General features: G+C 63.4%; 16 protein-coding genes and 1 pseudogene. 10 read left to right on the top strand and 7 right to left on the bottom strand.

Going from position 1 to position 16,055, the window contains the following annotated elements; translation table 11 throughout:
• Together AC0L17_RS10945 and AC0L17_RS10940 are read left to right on the top strand one after the other, a co-directional pair.
• On the top strand, positions 1–226 hold a 226-nt coding region (locus AC0L17_RS10945), incomplete at its 5' end, for a hypothetical protein (RefSeq protein ID WP_473515824.1).
• Positions 227–351: 125 nt separating this feature from the next.
• Positions 352–1,035, top strand: coding sequence for a response regulator (locus AC0L17_RS10940; protein ID WP_023803603.1), 684 nt, complete (start codon positions 352–354; stop codon positions 1,033–1,035).
• Positions 1,036–1,157: 122 nt separating this feature from the next.
• On the opposite strand, the gene AC0L17_RS10935 is transcribed toward AC0L17_RS10940, so the two are convergent.
• Entirely contained in the window at positions 1,158–2,498 is a 1,341-nt protein-coding gene (locus AC0L17_RS10935; protein ID WP_287257882.1) for an ATP-binding response regulator, read from the bottom strand.
• Between the two features lie 8 nt (positions 2,499–2,506).
• Positions 2,507–3,586, bottom strand: a complete 1,080-nt coding sequence (locus tag AC0L17_RS10930) for an FIST N-terminal domain-containing protein (RefSeq protein ID WP_473515823.1) — start codon at positions 3,584–3,586, stop codon at positions 2,507–2,509.
• A 295-nt stretch (positions 3,587–3,881) separates the two neighbouring features.
• Here AC0L17_RS10930 and AC0L17_RS10925 point away from each other — a divergent pair, with 295 nt between their 5' ends.
• The 4 genes from AC0L17_RS10925 (at position 3,882) to AC0L17_RS10910 (ending at position 8,466) form a co-directional block, all read left to right on the top strand.
• Positions 3,882–4,313, top strand: coding sequence for a DUF6841 family protein (locus AC0L17_RS10925; RefSeq protein WP_473515822.1), 432 nt, complete (start codon positions 3,882–3,884; stop codon positions 4,311–4,313).
• Between the two features lie 263 nt (positions 4,314–4,576).
• Complete coding sequence (locus AC0L17_RS10920; RefSeq protein ID WP_202367264.1) at positions 4,577–5,071, top strand: (2Fe-2S)-binding protein; 495 nt, start codon at positions 4,577–4,579, stop codon at positions 5,069–5,071.
• Positions 5,072–5,189: 118 nt separating this feature from the next.
• Complete coding sequence (locus AC0L17_RS10915) at positions 5,190–7,541, top strand: xanthine dehydrogenase family protein molybdopterin-binding subunit (RefSeq protein ID WP_473515821.1); 2,352 nt, start codon at positions 5,190–5,192, stop codon at positions 7,539–7,541.
• Positions 7,542–7,668: 127 nt separating this feature from the next.
• Positions 7,669–8,466, top strand: a complete 798-nt coding sequence (locus tag AC0L17_RS10910; RefSeq protein ID WP_473515820.1) for an FAD binding domain-containing protein — start codon at positions 7,669–7,671, stop codon at positions 8,464–8,466.
• A gap of 112 nt (positions 8,467–8,578) precedes the next feature.
• Here the strand turns inward: AC0L17_RS10910 and AC0L17_RS10905 are convergent, their stop codons facing one another.
• The 3 genes and pseudogenes from AC0L17_RS10905 to AC0L17_RS10895 form a co-directional block, all read right to left on the bottom strand.
• Positions 8,579–9,094 (bottom strand): GNAT family N-acetyltransferase, encoded by a 516-nt coding sequence (locus AC0L17_RS10905; protein WP_473515819.1) that lies wholly within the window; start codon positions 9,092–9,094, stop codon positions 8,579–8,581.
• Positions 9,091–9,896: pseudogene (locus AC0L17_RS10900) on the bottom strand (copper homeostasis protein CutC). The gene AC0L17_RS10905 and the pseudogene AC0L17_RS10900 overlap by 4 nt, the downstream one beginning before the upstream one ends.
• Positions 9,897–10,050: 154 nt before the next feature.
• A complete protein-coding gene (locus AC0L17_RS10895; RefSeq protein ID WP_473515818.1) occupies positions 10,051–10,983 on the bottom strand; it encodes a LysR substrate-binding domain-containing protein in 933 nt (310 codons plus the stop codon).
• 125 nt (positions 10,984–11,108) lie between these two features.
• On the opposite strand from AC0L17_RS10895, the gene AC0L17_RS10890 reads away from it, so the two are divergent.
• Genes AC0L17_RS10890 through AC0L17_RS10880 form a run of 3 tightly spaced genes read left to right on the top strand, consistent with a single transcriptional unit; the run spans position 11,109 to position 13,203 of the window.
• The gene (locus tag AC0L17_RS10890; protein WP_473513706.1) at positions 11,109–11,612 is read left to right on the top strand and encodes a nuclear transport factor 2 family protein; all 504 of its coding nucleotides are present in this window, start codon (positions 11,109–11,111) and stop codon (positions 11,610–11,612) included.
• Positions 11,613–11,671: 59 nt separating this feature from the next.
• Positions 11,672–12,652, top strand: a complete 981-nt coding sequence (locus AC0L17_RS10885) for an alpha/beta hydrolase (RefSeq protein WP_473515817.1) — start codon at positions 11,672–11,674, stop codon at positions 12,650–12,652.
• Positions 12,649–13,203, top strand: coding sequence for a nuclear transport factor 2 family protein (locus tag AC0L17_RS10880; RefSeq protein ID WP_473515816.1), 555 nt, complete (start codon positions 12,649–12,651; stop codon positions 13,201–13,203). The genes AC0L17_RS10885 and AC0L17_RS10880 overlap by 4 nt, the downstream gene beginning before the upstream one ends.
• A gap of 57 nt (positions 13,204–13,260) precedes the next feature.
• Here AC0L17_RS10880 and AC0L17_RS10875 read toward each other — a convergent pair whose 3' ends face one another.
• The gene (locus tag AC0L17_RS10875) at positions 13,261–14,115 is read right to left on the bottom strand and encodes an AraC family transcriptional regulator (protein ID WP_473515815.1); all 855 of its coding nucleotides are present in this window, start codon (positions 14,113–14,115) and stop codon (positions 13,261–13,263) included.
• A 110-nt stretch (positions 14,116–14,225) separates the two neighbouring features.
• Between AC0L17_RS10875 and AC0L17_RS10870 the strand changes: the two genes are divergently transcribed.
• Complete coding sequence (locus tag AC0L17_RS10870; RefSeq protein ID WP_473515814.1) at positions 14,226–15,398, top strand: amidohydrolase; 1,173 nt, start codon at positions 14,226–14,228, stop codon at positions 15,396–15,398.
• A 103-nt stretch (positions 15,399–15,501) separates the two neighbouring features.
• Here the strand turns inward: AC0L17_RS10870 and AC0L17_RS10865 are convergent, their stop codons facing one another.
• A complete protein-coding gene (locus tag AC0L17_RS10865) occupies positions 15,502–15,945 on the bottom strand; it encodes a hypothetical protein (protein WP_473515813.1) in 444 nt (147 codons plus the stop codon).
• Between the last annotated feature and the right edge of the window lie 110 nt (positions 15,946–16,055).

Raw genomic sequence — 16,055 nt, 5'->3', positions numbered from 1 at the left:
GTCTCCCTTGCTTGAGATCTTCAACGACCTCATTCTGGCACATCACGATGCCGTCGGGGGCCGTCCACCCCAACACGTACCAGCGCATGACCCCGGAAACCGATTTCGGTTTCCGGAAAGGATCATGCGCAAATGCAAAGTGTTAGAGCGTCCTTTGCGCGTCCAATTGGACGCGCGGCGCTCTAATGTCCGCTGCGCGCCGGTTCTCGAAACCACCACCATATGACTCGCCAGAGCGAATTTCGAAACAGTCTCTCCGCCCTTCGGCCAGGGATGGCGATGTACTATTTGCCAATAATCTGGCCATGGTCGCTGGGCTATTCTATCCTGCCCTGAACTGAAACGAACGCCATGACCGCAGTCAACGATCGCGCCCGGTTTCTGATCATCGACGACCACCCGCTGTTTCGCGAGGCGCTGCACAGCGCTGTGCAGATGGCCTATCCGGACGTCGACACTGTCGAGGCGCGCTCGATCACCGAGGCGTTCGAGCTCCTGGCGGACGCCAAGCCATTCGATCTCGCGCTGCTCGACCTCAGCATGCCCGACGTGCATGGCTTCGACGGACTGCTGCAGCTTCGGACCCGATATCCGCGCCTGCCGGTGGTCATCGTTTCGGGGCATGAGGAGCCAAAAATCATTTCCGAGGCGCTGTCCTATGGCGCGGCCGGCTTCATCCCGAAATCGGCGCGCAAGAGCGACCTGGCCGCCGCCATCCGTTCGGTGATGGAAGGCGCGATCTACGTGCCCGAAACCTATGAAGGCCAGCCGCCGGACGCCGACAGCACCGACCGCGCCGAGATGGTGCAGCGGCTTGCCAAACTGACGCCGCAGCAATTGCGGGTGCTGCAGATGCTGCGCCAGGGCTTGCTCAACAAGCAGATCGCCTACGAGCTGCAGGTCGGCGAAACCACCGTCAAGGCGCATGTCTCCGAGATCCTGCGCAAGCTCAACGTCTACAGCCGGACGCAAGCCGTCATCGAGGTTTCAAAACTCGACAGTGCCGAGCTGTTTCGCGGCCAGGCGGGGTTTTAGGCGCACCCGTTAGGGTGAATAAACCGTCACCGAGAACTTACCTTTCCGTCCAAGGACGAGAAATCACGGTGACAGTGCACCATTTTCCTGTCGCTCGCGGTCTTCTGCCAACGTCTTTGGGATCAAGCCAACAGATGCGCCAGCAGGGCGCGCAGTTGTGCCGGTTTCAGCGGCTTGCGCATCAGTTCGATGCCGGCGGCGCGGGCGGCTTTGGCGACGGTCTCCGAACCGTCGGCGGTGACGATCAGCGCCGGCACGGCGCGGCTGAGATAATCGCGGACCTCGGCGATCGTGGTGGTGCCGAGGTCGCCGCCGTCGAGATGCTGGTCGGCGATGACGATGTCCGGCACCCAGTCCGTATCGCCGAGCATCTCGAGCGCGGCATCGGTCGAGGTGGCGGGGCGCACCAGGCATTGCCAGCGCTCGAGCAGGGATGTCATCGCCTGCAGCACCTCGACGTCGTTCTCGACCAACAGCACCTTCGTGCCGAACAGACCGTAGCCGCGCGGCCGCTCCATGTCGGCGCTGCTGGCAATGGCATCGACGCTGGCGCCGATCCCGACCGGAACGTCGATGTGGAAAATCGTGCCGTGTCCGACTTTCGACGAGAACGTCACGGGATGGCCGAGTGCGGCGGCGATGCGGCGCACGATGGCCAGGCCTAGTCCCAGCCCGCCGCCGGCTAGCCCGGCATCGGTCGGGAACGTGCCGCGGTGGAACTCCTCGAACACCGCCTCGCGCTGGTCGTCGGGGATGCCGCAGCCGGTATCGGCGACATCGATGCGGATCGTGTCGCCGCGATGCCTGGTGCCGACCAGCACGCCGCCGGAGCGGGTGTAGCGCAGCGCGTTGGAAAGGATGTTCTGCAGGATGCGGCGCAGCAAGGTGCGGTCCGAACGCACGACGGCGTTGACCGGCCGGAATTTTAGCGTCAGGCCCTTCAATTCGGCGACCGGCAGGAAATCCGAGCGCAGCGACGAAAACAGCACCTCCAGGCTGACGTCGCCGATATCGGGCTGCACGACGCCGGCATCGAGCTTGGAGATGTCGAGCAGGGTGCGGAGCAGATCCTCCATCGTCTCCAGCGACCGCTCGACCTGCCGGACCAGTTTTTTGCCTTCGTCGCTGGTCTGCACTTCGGCCAGCGCCGAGACGGAGAGATGCGCGGCGTTCAGCGGTTGCAACACGTCGTGGCTGGCGGCTGCCAGGAACCTGGTCTTGGACAGGTTCGCCAGTTCGGCGTTTTCCTTGGCCGCGCTCAAATCGATGTTGGATTGTTCCAATCTACGCAGTGTCGAGTGCAGTTCCTCGGTGCGCGTACGCACTCGATTCTCGAGCGAAATCGCGGTCTGGAACAGCGAGAACGCGTTGCCTTGCTGGTCCATCGAGCGCTCGACGCGGCTGACAAGGGCTGCGTTGATCTTCTTCAGCTTCTCCAGGTCGTTGATGTCCCTGAGCGGCATGAAACCTCCTACTCCGCCGCCTGCCGCTCTCCGAAGGCGATGCCGGTGAACGTCTGGTTCAGATGCATCGACCGGTACTGCTCGCCATAGGTGCCGAAGCCGATGACGTTGTTGACCTTGTAGAGTTCCGACATCTCCCGAAAGACCTGGCGGTTGCGCGCATCGAGCCTGCGCAGCACGCAGTCAAAGGCGAGGATCATGTCGATGCCGCCAAGCCTGTCCTCGACATCCCTGAAGGCGGCACGCGTCGATTCAACCATGTTCTTGGGACGGGCGATGGACAGGACGACGCCATCGTCGATGGCGCAGAAGAACGACAGCGAGCCGTCCGCGTGCATCTTCTGGATCGAGCGGCAGTAAAATTCGCCGCCGACTTTCACCACCACCGGATGCGAAGCGAAACTCAGCGGCGTCAGCATCTGCGGGATGACGCCGACCGAGGCGGCATATTCCTCGGCGGCATTGGTGGCGTTGAATTCGCGCACGGTGCGGTGATCGGGATCGGACGCGGTCACCACCAGCTTCTCGTCGGTGGGGACGAAATTGTCGGTCTTGAACACGTGGAAAGGGATTTCCGTGGTGATCAGCACGATGATGGCGCAGTCGCAGGCAACCTTGCCGTTCGAGATCAGCCGCGTCGTCTCGAACTTCAAATCATCGCCTGCCGACCCGCCGATCAGTGGAATATCGTCGAGCCCCCAATGGATGGCGGAGGTGACCGCTTCCTCGGCATAGGACAGCCCGTCGATCAGGCAGAGCGCGAAAGTGGTGTCGGCTCGCTCGTGCCCGACGCGGCCGCGTAACGAACGCCTCAGCGCCTCGACTTCGCCGGTGATCCCGTCCATGGCCGATGACGACAGATTTTCGACCATGGTGCTGGCTGCCGAAAAAGATACGGAGGGAAGCAGCATGGCCATGACCTGGCCGTCCTCCAGGCCTTTGGGCGTAATCTCGCCGGCCGTCGAGCAGCCGGCATAGCGGAGCGCCGGCGCGTGGTTCTCCAGCGCTTCCGAAAGGGCGACTGCCTCAAGCAGGCTTTGCGAGAAAAACAGCAGGGCAAACCCAGCGTCGATGGCCGCGGCTTCCACCGCCACCGCCCGGGCGAACGCATCCGCGTCGGGTTCGTCGGTGGTGAGAACCGATAGGCCGCATGCATAGCGCGTCCGTGAACTGGCCAGCGGCTTCCTCCTCTATTTCCTCCGACGCTCTTTTTGTGCGCGGCTGTTTTTTTGTGCTCCTGTCGCGCCGGCGTCGAAACCATTGTTGTCTTCAAGTGCTACTTTGGCAATGAGCCAACATGACGGAATTGAATTTTCTGCTGTTTTTGACAGCATCGGCGCTCAGAAACGTCAGATCCAAAACCACAGCGGAAGGGAGTTATCCATGGACGCCCAGGTCAGGAAGCTATTCGAACGCTACGAGCGGCTTTTCCGGAAATCCCTCGCCGGTGATGCCGACATGGACGAAGTCACGTCGGTCTATGCTTCCGCCTTCATTGCGGCGTCGCCTGCCGGCGTCATGGTCGGGAAGAACGACGACCAGCTCAAGCAGGCTATGGAACAAGGCTATGCTCGCTATCGAGCGATCGGCACCAAGGAGATGCGAATACGCGATGTTCGCATTTCGCCGATAGACGAGCATCATTGCGTTGCCCACGTCGCCTGGACGTCGATCTTTGCGCGCAAAGGCCAAACCGACGTCACGATCGATTTCGACGTCCACTACCTCGTGCAGAAACTGGCCGGAGAGCCTAAAATATTCGGCTGGGTGTCAGGCGACGAGCAGGAGGTTCTCAGAAAGCACGGCATCGGCTGAAATCGGCCTGGCCAGCACCATTGCCGCTGATGGCCGCAAGGCGGCATCGCCAGGCGACCATGGTTTCGCTCGCTCGGCCGTTTGCCTGTCTTTGCGTGACCGAAAGTACAATAGGCGGATTTTCGGCCGAACTGCATTCTCGCAATCTCGGCATTCCGCGGCACTATTTCCCGTGCTCTTTGCGGTATAAGAATAGCGGACAGATGGAGGGCTCGGGCACCACCGACGCCAAAAACGACCAAGGTAGCACCCAGGGAGGTTTCATGTCGGAGATATCATTGACGGTGAACGGAAAGCGGGTCAGCGGCACTGCCGAAGACCGTACGCTTCTGGTTCATTTCTTGAGGGAGAATCTCGGCCTGACCGGGACGCATGTCGGCTGCGACACCTCGCAATGCGGCGCCTGTGTGATCCATGTCGACGGCAAGGCGGTAAAATCCTGCACGATGCTTGCGGTGCAAGCCTCCGGGTCGAACGTTGTGACCATCGAAGGTCTGGCGGACGGCGCCGACCTGCATCCGATGCAGGCGGCGTTCAAGGAGCATCACGGCCTGCAATGCGGTTTCTGCACGCCCGGCATGATCATGGCGGCGACCGACATGGTCAACCGCCATCCCGAAGGCCTCGACGAGGCCACGGTGCGGGCCGAGCTCGAAGGCAATATCTGCCGCTGCACCGGCTACCACAACATCGTGAAGGCGATCCTCGCCGCATCGGAGACGATGTCTTCGAAGGGCAAGGCCAGGCAAGCGGCATGAGGGGAATAGTGAATAGTGAATAGTGAATGGTGAATAGTGCGATCTGGCTGACCTTCTCGACGCTTCAACCATTCACCACTTCACCATTCACTTCAGCAATTCGGGAGGAATTTCTGCGATGGGCATTGAAGGTGTTGGCGCTCGTGTAGCGCGCAAGGAAGACAAGCGGTTCATTACCGGCGCCGGGCGCTATGTCGACGACATGGTGGTTCCCGGCATGAAGCATGCGGCCTTCGTGCGCAGTCCGCACGCGCATGCTGAGATCAAGAAGATCGATGTCAAAAAAGCGCAGGCCATGCCGGGTGTCATCGGCGTGCTGACCGGCAAGGAGCTCAAGGCCGACGGCATCGGCAATCTCATCTGCGGCTGGATGATCCATTCCAAGGACGGCTCGCCGATGAAGATGGGGGCGTGGTCGCCGCTGGCCTTCGACAGGGTCCGCTATGTCGGCGATGCAGTGGTCGTTGTGGTTGCCGAGACCAAGGGCCAGGCGCGCGACGCTGCCGAGGCGGTCGACATCGCCTATGAGGAACTGAAGGCGGTCGTCGACGCTCCGAAGGCGCTCGAAAGGAGTGCGCCACAGATCCATCCGGAAGCCGACGGCAATCTGATTTTCGACTGGGAGCTCGGCGACAGCGCGGCGACCAACGCGGCAATCAAGGCGGCTGCCCACATCACCCGCATGAAGATCGTCAACAACCGGCTGGTGCCCAACGCGATGGAGCCGCGCGCAGCGCTTGGTCACTACGACAAGGCCGAGGATCACTATACCTGCTGGACGACCTCGCAGAACCCGCATCTCGCGCGCCTGGTGATGAGCGCCTTCTACAATGTCGCGCCGGAAAACAAGCTGCGCGTCATCGCGCCGGATGTCGGCGGCGGCTTCGGTTCGAAGATCTACATCTACCCGGAAGAAATCATCTGCCTGTGGGCCTCGAAGAAGACCGGCGTGCCGGTCAAATGGGTGGCCGACCGCACCGAGAGCTTTCTCACCGACGCCCATGGCCGCGACCATGTCTCGACGGTCGAAATGGCGTTCGACAAGGACAACAGGATCACCGGGCTGAAGGTCGACACCATCGCCAATCTCGGCGCTTACATGTCGCTGTTCTCGTCCTGCGTGCCGACCTATCTCTACGCGACGCTGTTGTCGGGCCAGTACGACATCCCGGCGATCCACGCCAATGTGCGCGCCGTCTACACCAACACCGCGCCGGTCGACGCCTATCGCGGGGCAGGGCGGCCGGAGGCCACCTATCTGCTCGAACGCACCATGGAGACCGCCGCACGCGAGCTGGGCGTGTCTCCGGCGGAACTTCGCCGAAAGAACTTCATCACCTCGTTCCCGCACCAGACACCGGTCATCATGAACTATGATGCCGGCGATTATGCCGCTTCGCTGGACGCGGCGATGGCCGCTGCCGATTATGCCGGTTTTGCCCAGCGCAAGGCCGACGCCGCCAACAGAGGCAAGCTGCGCGGCATCGGCATGAGCTGCTATATCGAGGCCTGCGGGCTGGCGCCGTCGGCGGCGGTCGGCAGTCTTGGAGCGGGTGTCGGCCTTTGGGAAAGTGCCGAGGTGCGCGTCAACGCCGCCGGAACCATCGAGGTGCTGACCGGCTCGCACAGCCACGGCCAGGGCCATGAGACGACTTTCGCACAACTGGTCAACCAGCGCTTCGGCGTGCCGATCGACAGCGTATCCATCGTCCATGGCGATACCGACAAGGTGCAGATGGGCATGGGCACCTACGGTTCGCGTTCGGGCGCCGTCGGCATGTCGGCCGTTGTCAAGGCGCTCGACAAGGTCGAGGCCAAGGCCAAGAAGATCGCCGCCCATCTGCTCGAGGCCGACGAGGGCGACATAGTCATCGAAAACGGCGTCCTGAAGGTCGCCGGCACCGACAAACAAGTGCCGTGGTTCCAGATGGCGCTTGCTGCCTACACCGCCCACAACCTGCCTGGCGGCATGGAGCCGGGGTTGAAGGAGACCTCATTCTACGATCCGTCGAATTTCACCTTCCCGGCCGGCTGCTATCTCTGCGAGGTCGAGATCGATCCCGAGACCGGCGTGACCGAGGTCGTCCAGTTCGTCGCGGCCGACGATTTCGGCAACATCATCAACCCGATGATCGTCGAAGGCCAGGTGCATGGCGGCGTCGCCCAGGGAATCGGCCAGGCCTTGCTGGAGGGCACCCGCTACGATGCCAGCGGCCAGCTTTTGACGGCGAGCTACATGGACTACGCCATGCCGCGCGCCGACGACCTGCCGTCGTTCAAGGTCTCGACCTCGAACACGCCGTGCCCGGGCAATCCGCTCGGCATCAAGGGCTGCGGCGAGGCCGGCGCCATCGGCTCACCGCCGGCCGTGATCAACGCCATCACCGACGCCATCGGCATCACCGATATCGCCATGCCGGCATCGCCGTCCACGGTCTGGGCAGCGATCCGGGCGACAACGAAACACTGAAAGGAGTGAGTAGTGAATAGTGAATAGTGAATAGTTAGATTTCATCGAAGCTCTTCCCATTCACCATTCACCATTCACCATTCACTATTCACTATTCACTATTCACTATCTCGCACGGGAGAATCCCATGTACCCAGTCAACTATCACCGCGCCGCCTCGGTTGCCGATGCCGCCAAGCTGCTCAAGAGCGGCGATGCAAAGCTGTTGTCGGGCGGCATGACGCTGATCCCGGCGATGAAGACGCGGCTTGCCGCGCCTTCCGACCTGGTCGACCTGTCGCGAATCAAGGAATTGCAAGGCGTCAAGGTGGCGGGCAAGACCGTCACCATCGGCGCCGCCACCACGCATCACGATGTCGCCAGCGACGAGAAGCTGAACAAGGCGTGTCCGACGCTCGCCCATATGGCGTCCCGGATCGGCGATCCGGCGGTGCGCTACAAGGGCACAATCGGCGGCTCGATCGCCAACAACGACCCCGCCGCCGATTATCCGGCGGCACTTCTGGCCCTCGACGCCACCATCGTCACCAACAAGCGCGAGATCGCCGCCGGCGCATTCTTCACAGGCCTGTTCGAGACGGCGCTGGAGGACGGCGAGATCGTCACCGCGGTGACCTTCACCGCGCCGGCCAAGGCGGCCTATGAAAAGTTCCGCAATCCGGCATCGCGCTATGCGATCGTCGGTGTGTTCGTGGCCAACGGCGCGGACGGAGTCCGCGTTGCCGTGACCGGGGCCGGCGACAGCGGCGTCTTTCGTTCGAAGGAAATCGAGGCGGCGCTTGCCACGAATTTCGACGCCGCCGCCCTCAACGGAGTGAAAGTGCCGGCGAATGATTTGATGAGCGACATCCACGCCTCGGCCGATTATCGCGCCAATCTGATCGTGGTGATGGCCAAGCGCGCAGTGGCCGCCGCCAACGGGTGAAGGAGGGGAGTAGGGCAGGCAGTAGGGGAGTAGGGGAGTAGGGCAGTATGTTTAAGGTGCTCGCCGACGCAGCCAATTACCCTGTTCCCTACTCCCATACTGCCCTACTCCCCTATTCCCCTACCTGCCTGGTATAATATCGCACCGCCTTCTTGCCGCCGTGGATCACCGCGTCACCGACCTCGACGAAGCCGAGCGCGGCGTGAAAGGCATCCGAAGCCGGGTTGGGCGGCTCGGCATTCACCTCGCAGGTGACGATGGTCTGGCCGGCACGCAATGCATGGTCGAACAGATCCTCATAGAGCCGCCGGGCATGGCCGCGGCCACGCGCTTCTCCCGCAACGACGACGCGGTCGACATAGACGAAGCGCGGATAGCGCTCGCGGAACCACAGGAAGTTCGGGCTGTCGTAGCGGGCGTCCTGGTCGAAGGTCATGATGAAGGCTTCGAGCGCGCCAATGCGGCGCGCATAGAACGCTTCGTCGAGCAGGAAGGACAGGCGTTCCTGCTCAAGCCACGACAACTCGGCCGCGTGCGCGTTGTTGAGGGCGAGGATGACGGGCTCGTCCTGCGGCGAGACCCGATCGATCGGCAGGCGTGCCCGTTTGTTTTCTTCCTTCGCGATCATGCTTTCGCCGCCGCAATCGTCGCCGCCACCAGCGCCGCGTCGGTCACCGTGTTGCGGTACTCGCGGTCGAGGTCGGTGCCGCCCATGCCAACCCGCGGATTGCGGTAGCGCATGGCACTCGGCACGTCCTTGAGTGCGGCGAAATGCATTTCGGTCAGTCCGGTTCTTTCCCGCACCTCGGCGATGTTGTTCGGGTCGAGCCCGCCGCAGCCGAGGATGATGATGCGCTTCCCCGCCTGTCGGACGAGGTCCGTCAGCAGGGCCACGCCCTCCAAAGCGGTGTCGCGCTGGCCGCTGGTCAGCACGCGGCCGACCTTGCTGCGGATCAGCGCTTCCAGCGCATCAGTCGGATCGCGTGTCATGTCGAAGGCACGGTGGCAGGTGACGTTCAAATGCCCTGCCGCCTGCACCAATTCGCTCATCCGCTTTTCGTCGATGGTACCGTCGGCATTCAGGCAGCCGACGACGACACCGGCGACGCCAAGCTCGCGCAGCGCGCTGATATCGGCGAGCATCGAACGATACTCGGCGTCACTGTAGAGAAAATCGCCGCCGCGCGGCCGCACGATGACGTGGAATGGGATCGTCGCCAGTTCGACGGCTGCGCGACCATGCCAAAACTCGGTGTGACGCCGCCCTCGACGAGGCTGGCGCAGAGCTCGATCCGGTCGGCGCCGGCGGCTTGCGCGGCGAGCAGGCCATCGATGCCTTCGACGCAGATTTCGATCAGCGGCAGGCGAGGGCGTTCGGTGTCGGTCACAGGGCGATCCGTTGCTGATTCAAGATTTGCAGCCCTTAGCATCGGGCTCCGTGCCGCGAAAGCCGGAACTATTGGCTCAACGCGACGGGTTGTTGCGGTTTGCAATGCGGCCAATCAACGCCTTCAACCGCCTCAACGCCGCCACCCGGCAGATGGTCGGCGCCTGGGGTGAGCCGGACCGGCTCGCCGATATGCGTCATGGCTGGTTTCGCGGCGGCGCATCAGATCCGCAAATTGTGCGCGTTGGCGCGGACGAAATCGATGAACGCCCGCAGCTTTGGCGGACGAGGCGACGGCTGGGATAATAGAGGTGGAGCGGTTCGTAGGTGGGACAGAAAGGCTCCAGCACCTTGACCAGCGCGCCTGAGGCGAGAAGCGGCGCAGCGAGGCCTTCGACGGCAAAGGCCAGGCCAAGCCCTTGCGCGGCGGCGGTGATGCAGAGCGGCAGTGTGTTCACGACCAGACGTGCGTCGGGCGTGAACTCGACCTGGCGTCCATCGACAACAAACTCCCAGGGCGAGATGGCGCGGGTGCGGGTGAAGGCGAAGGCGATGCAGCGGTGGGCAGCGAGGTCGGCGGGTCGTTTTGGCGTGCCGTTACGCGCCAGGTAGTCGGGGCTGCCCAACACCACCGTCTGCAACGGCCCGCCCAGACGCGCGCCGATCATATCCTTCTCGAGAAGCTCGCCGATCCGTAGGCCGGCATCGAAGCCCTGCGCGGCGATATCGACGAAATTGTCGTCGAAGATCAGGCTAAGCCGCACCTCCGGGTAGGCATCCATGAACGGCCCCATCAGCGGCTCGATCAGCAGCGGCGCGGCGATCCACGGCAGGCTCAGGCGCAGCGTGCCGGCGGGGCGGTCGCGGGTCTCGCGCAGTGCCGCGCCGGCCGCCCGGATGTCCTCAGCCGCTGGGCGCACGTGGTCGAAATAGTGGGCGCCGGCTTCGGTCAGGCCGACGCTGCGGGTCGTGCGGTTGAGGAGCCGCACCCCGAGACGCTCCTCGAGGCCCTTGACCGCCTCGCTGAGCGAGGCCGGGGCGACGCCGAGTTCGGCAGCGGCGCGGGTGAAGCTTTTTGCCTCCGCGACCTTCACGAAGGCGACGATGCCGCTGAACTGGTCGAGTCGCATTGTGAGGATATTCCAAATAGCCTTGTCGAACTCTACGGGTTTTTCCGGCGAACCAAAAGCGTCATGTTGGTCCGACGAACGGGCTTCGCTGTCGCGACGGCCCGAAAGGCAAGGAGACAGGACCGATGACCAGGCTTGCTTCGCTCGCCGCCGGCGCTCTCCTGGCGGTGTCCGCCGCCCCCGCCAACGGCGGCCCGCAGGAAGACCGCAACATCCAGTTGATCAAGGACTATTACGCAGCCTATGCGACCGGGAACCCGGAGGCGGTTCGGCCCTTCCTGGCGGCCGACATCGTGTGGCGCATTCCCGGCCACCATCCGCTAGCCGGCGACAAGCGCGGGCCGGAGGAAGTGGTCGCCTTCTTCCGTGGCCTGGCCGACGGCAAATTCAGGGCTGAGCCGATCTTCTTCCAGGCGCAGGGCGATCTCGTCGTCGACATCCATCGCGGCTGGTCGAACGTCGGCTCGGGTCCCGAGATCGACCAGCTTTTCGCCCTGATGTTTCGCATCAAGGACGGCAAGATCACCGAGGCGCAGAATTTCTTGACCGACATGTACCAGTCGGACACCTTCTACTGGACGCACTACAAGCTGAAGCCACTGCCCGGCCGACTGGCGGACGACCGCTGAGACGGCGGCCTTTAATCCGTCGCTCCGCGCTTTTCGCTCCAGGCCAAAGGAGATTTACGATGTTGAAAATCCTGACGCTGGCCACGGCAACCGCCGCCGCCCTCGGCTCAAGCGCCTTCGCCGCATCGCGGGTCGAGCGCGTTGCTTTCGCCTCGCACGGTGAGCAGATCGTCGGCGATCTCTATCTGCCCGAGGATCTGGACCCGGCGAGACCTCGGCTCGCGCTGGTGGTGACCGGTGCCTGGATGACGGTGAAGGAACAGATGCCGGCCCGCTACGCCCGCGAACTGGCCGACCGCGGCTTCGTCGCCTTGACCTTCGATTTTCGCGGTTGGGGCGAGAGCGGCGGCGCCCGCCGCCAGTATGAGGACCCCAGCGCCAAAGTCGCCGACATCGAGGCGGCGGTCGCCTATCTCGCGGCCCGGCCCGAGATCAGCAAGGATCGCATCGGCGGGCTCGGCATTTGCGCCAGCTCCGGCTACATGGTCAACGCCGCCGCTAAAGATGCCGCGATCAAGTCGGTCGCTTTGGTCGCGCCCTGGCTGCACGATGCCGAGGTGGTCGAGCAGACCTATGGCGGCAAGGACGGCATTGCCAGGCTTGAAGCCGTGGGCGATGCGGCCGAGGCCGCCTATCGCCGCACCGGCAAACAGACATTCCTGCCCGCCGCCAGCCTGACCGACGAGCGGGCGATCATGTTCAAGGTGCCTTACTATACAGAGGCTGGTCGCGGCATGATCCCGGCCTGGCGCAACGAGGCCGATCCGGCCTTCTGGCCCGGCTGGCTGACATTCGATGCGATCCAGGCTGCCCGGCGCCTGCATCAGCCCTTGCTGATGGTGCACAGCGAGGCGGCTGCCATCCCGCAGGGCGCGCACAAATTTTACGGGCGGCTGACCGGGCCGAAGCAGGAGCTGTGGCTCGACAACGTCACCCAGTTCGACTTCTACGACCGCGCTGCGCCGGTGAAGACAGCGAGCGACGCCGTTGAGGCGCATTTCCGCGCCACGCTGGGCGGTGCAGGGGAGGCGGGACAATGAGTCCCGTCACCCGCCGGTTTGTTTTGGCCTCGGCAGTTTTTGCCGCGACGCTTGCCGCTCTGCCCGCCTTGAGCACCATGCAATCCACGGCTGCGCTGACGAGCGAAGACAAGACCGCCATCGCCGAGGCGGTGGCGGGGATCGGCCTCTATGCCGATTTGCGCGAATGGGATCGGGTAAAATCCTATTTCACGACCCGCGTCACGACCGACTATACCAGCCTTTTCGGTGGCGAGGTCGCGACCAGCGACCGCGACGCGCTGATTGCTCAGTGGCAAGGCCTGCTGCCGGGCTTCGACGCCACCCAGCACCTTATCACCAACATCGTTGTCGAAGGCGCGGGTAACGATGCGGTCGCGCGCAGCCATGTTCGCGCTAGCCACTGGATCGACACGCGGTTCTGGACGGTCGGCGCCAGCTATCTGCACCGGCTGGTGCGGACGCCCGAAGGCTGGCGCGTCAGCGCCATCTCGATCCATCGCTTGTACGAGGAGGGCGACCGCGCCGTGCTGGCCGCCGCTGCGGACCGGGTGGAGGCGGCGGCGAAATGACAACGCAAGCTTGCGTCGGGAATCGGCGCCGACATTGGTGGTCCGGCCACTGCCCGGTCATTTCATTTCGATGTGAACTCGTTTTGGTTCGGGAGCTTTGCCTCTCCTGAACATGCCCGGCGTCATGCTATGCATGGTCCGGAACGCACGGGAAAGATGGCTCTGGTCGGCGAAACCTGACGCAATGGCGGCCTCGGCGAGGCCGAGCCCCTGTTCGATCAGGGAGCTGGCGCGACGCAGTCTCCGGTCGCGGATATAGGCTGCAGGCGTCAGGCCAATCGCCTTCTTGAAATCCCGGATGACCTGAAATCGGGTGACGGACGCGGCGTCGGCAAGCCGCTGCAGGTCGAGCTGCGAGCCAAGGTCGCTTTCGACAAGCGCCTCGTAGAGCGAGAACCTCCGTCGCGATCCCGAGCCTTCGATCTCCTCTACCCGCCCGCTGCAATCGCCATGCCGAACGATGAGATGTTTCAAGGCGACGAGCAGCGACGTCTCGGCTTGCGTCGCGTCCGGTGAGGTCGAGCTCTGGTGCGCTGCCAGCAACGCTGCGGCGAGATCGCTGTCTTCGATATTCCGACGTGAGAAGACCGGAGTGTCAGCCCTGCCCAGCTCGTGGGCGAGGCCCGCCATCAGCGGCACCGGGGGATAAAACGTCCGGTAGGCCCAGCCTTCATCCGCACCTTGTTCCCCGTCATGCCACTCCTCGGGATTGACGACAGCAATGGTGCCTGCCGGAGCGACTATTTTGTGGCGCCCGATGCGGATGCGTTCGCAGCCAGCCGTGATCAGCGCGATCACATAGGTTGGGTGCGTGTGCAGCTCATAGCGATGCTGCGTGAAGCGCGCCTTGAACAGGCCAAGCTCAGGGAAGCTGGGGTGGCGCCAGTATTTCCTGGTCTCTGTCGCGTCCACGGCTTTTGTCCCTGCAGCGGTCAATCTGGTTCAAGACGCCTGTTGTGCGACCATCTAATCGTGATCCAGCGGATCAAACCCGCGCTTTGCCGGCGCGGAAGGAGAGCATCATGCTGCATAATGACCCGATCGCCGCTCTGACTCCAGAGGTCATAGCCTGGCGGCACTATATCCATGCCAATCCGGAGCTCGGATTCAAGGAATATGAAACGGCGCGTTTCATTGCCGAGAAACTGCGCGCCTTCGGCCTCGACGAGGTGCATGAGGGGATCGGCGGCACCGGGGTCGTCGGCGTCCTGCGCAGCGGCACGGGCACACGCGCCATCGGTCTTCGGGCCGAGCTGGACGCGCTTCCCATCGTGGAGAGGACCGGCTTGCCCTATGCGTCCAGGAACGAGGGCGCGATGCACGCCTGCGGCCATGACGGCCACACCGCCATGCTGCTCGGCGCGGCCAGCCTGCTCAGCCAATCCCGCGCCTTCGACGGCGCCGTCTACTTCGTCTTCCAGCCAGCCGAAGAAAACGAAGGCGGCAGCCTGCGCATGATCGAAGACGGCCTGTTCGAGCGTTTCCCGGTCGAGGCGATCTATGCCGTCCACAACTGGCCGGGCCTGGAGCAGGGGACGATCGCCGCTCGCGCCGGAGCACAGATGGCGGCCGTCGACAATTTCGAGCTGACCTTCGAGGGTTTTGGCGCGCATGCCGGCATGCCGCAACTCGGCGACGATCCGATCCTGGCCGCGGGCGCCTTCGTCCAGGCCGTCCAGCGTATCGCCAGCCGCTCGGTCGATCCGCAAACCGCGCTGGTCGTCAGCCTCACCCAGATCCACGGCGGCAATGTCGGCAACATCGTGCCGGGCAGGGTCTGGCTGCAAGGCACCTGCCGGTTTTTCGAGCCCGGTCATTCCGATCATTGCGAGAAGCTGATCGGCGAGATCGCCCACGGCATTGCCGCAGCCCATGCGCTCAAGGCCACGCTCGACTACAAGAAGGGTTATCCGCCGCTCATCAACACGGCTGACGCCACGGCCCGCGCCATCGCGGCAGCCGCCGCCACCGTCGGCAGCGAGAACGTCTCGACCGAGTTCAGCCCGAGCCTCGGCTGCGAGGATTTCGCCTTCATGATCCGCGCGGCAGGCGGCTGCTACGCGTGGGTCGGCGTCGGCGATGTCGGGCCCGGCGAGGGCCTGCACGGCGACCGCTACGTCTTCAATGACGAGATCGTGCCGACCGTGCTGCGCTACTACGTCAATCTGGTCGAGCAGACGCTTCCCGCCTCGTGAACCGTCACAGGGAAAACTGATAGCTCAGCGGGAAACCCCGATGTGAATGCGATTCGTGCGCGATAAGCCGGGAAGGAGTCAGGCGCGAATCTCCCGACACATCTCAGCCGGCTGTGGCCACGAGTTGCGTTACGCGAACAGGATTTTCCAGCACTGTCAGTGCGGTATCGGCCTGATTTTCATCGACCTGCGCCATCACAAAAATGACGCCTTGTTCAACGTTCGGCTCACCCGGCTGTTTGGCAACATCGGCAGATGCCTGGAGAAGCCCACCAGCAAGGCCGCCGCAGGCCCCACCGACAAGAGTTAGGCCAGCCACCGCTCCGACAGGATCAATGCCCGTGGCCTCAAAAGCACCCAGGCCGATTAACAGACCAGCGGCCGCGCCAAGCGCAGCACCCCCCGGACCACGCAGGACAGCCCTGATTTCGTCGTCGTAAGGTCCGATGACGCTTATCTGTTCTTGAGAAACTCCTGCCGCCTGAAGCGCGGCAACGGCACGCGCTGCCTGGTCGCGGGAATCGAAAAGTCTGCTGATTGTTCGCATTTTGACACTGCCCATCGCATAGTCGCGCGCCCCGCGGGGGATATTACCGATGGGGAGCGCCCGCACCGGCGAGGATTAATATAAATATTATTCGTTATAAGCTTGTAGGG

The organism is Mesorhizobium sp. WSM4829, assembly GCF_055811475.1.
This window is presented reverse-complemented; position numbering and strand designations above follow the sequence as displayed.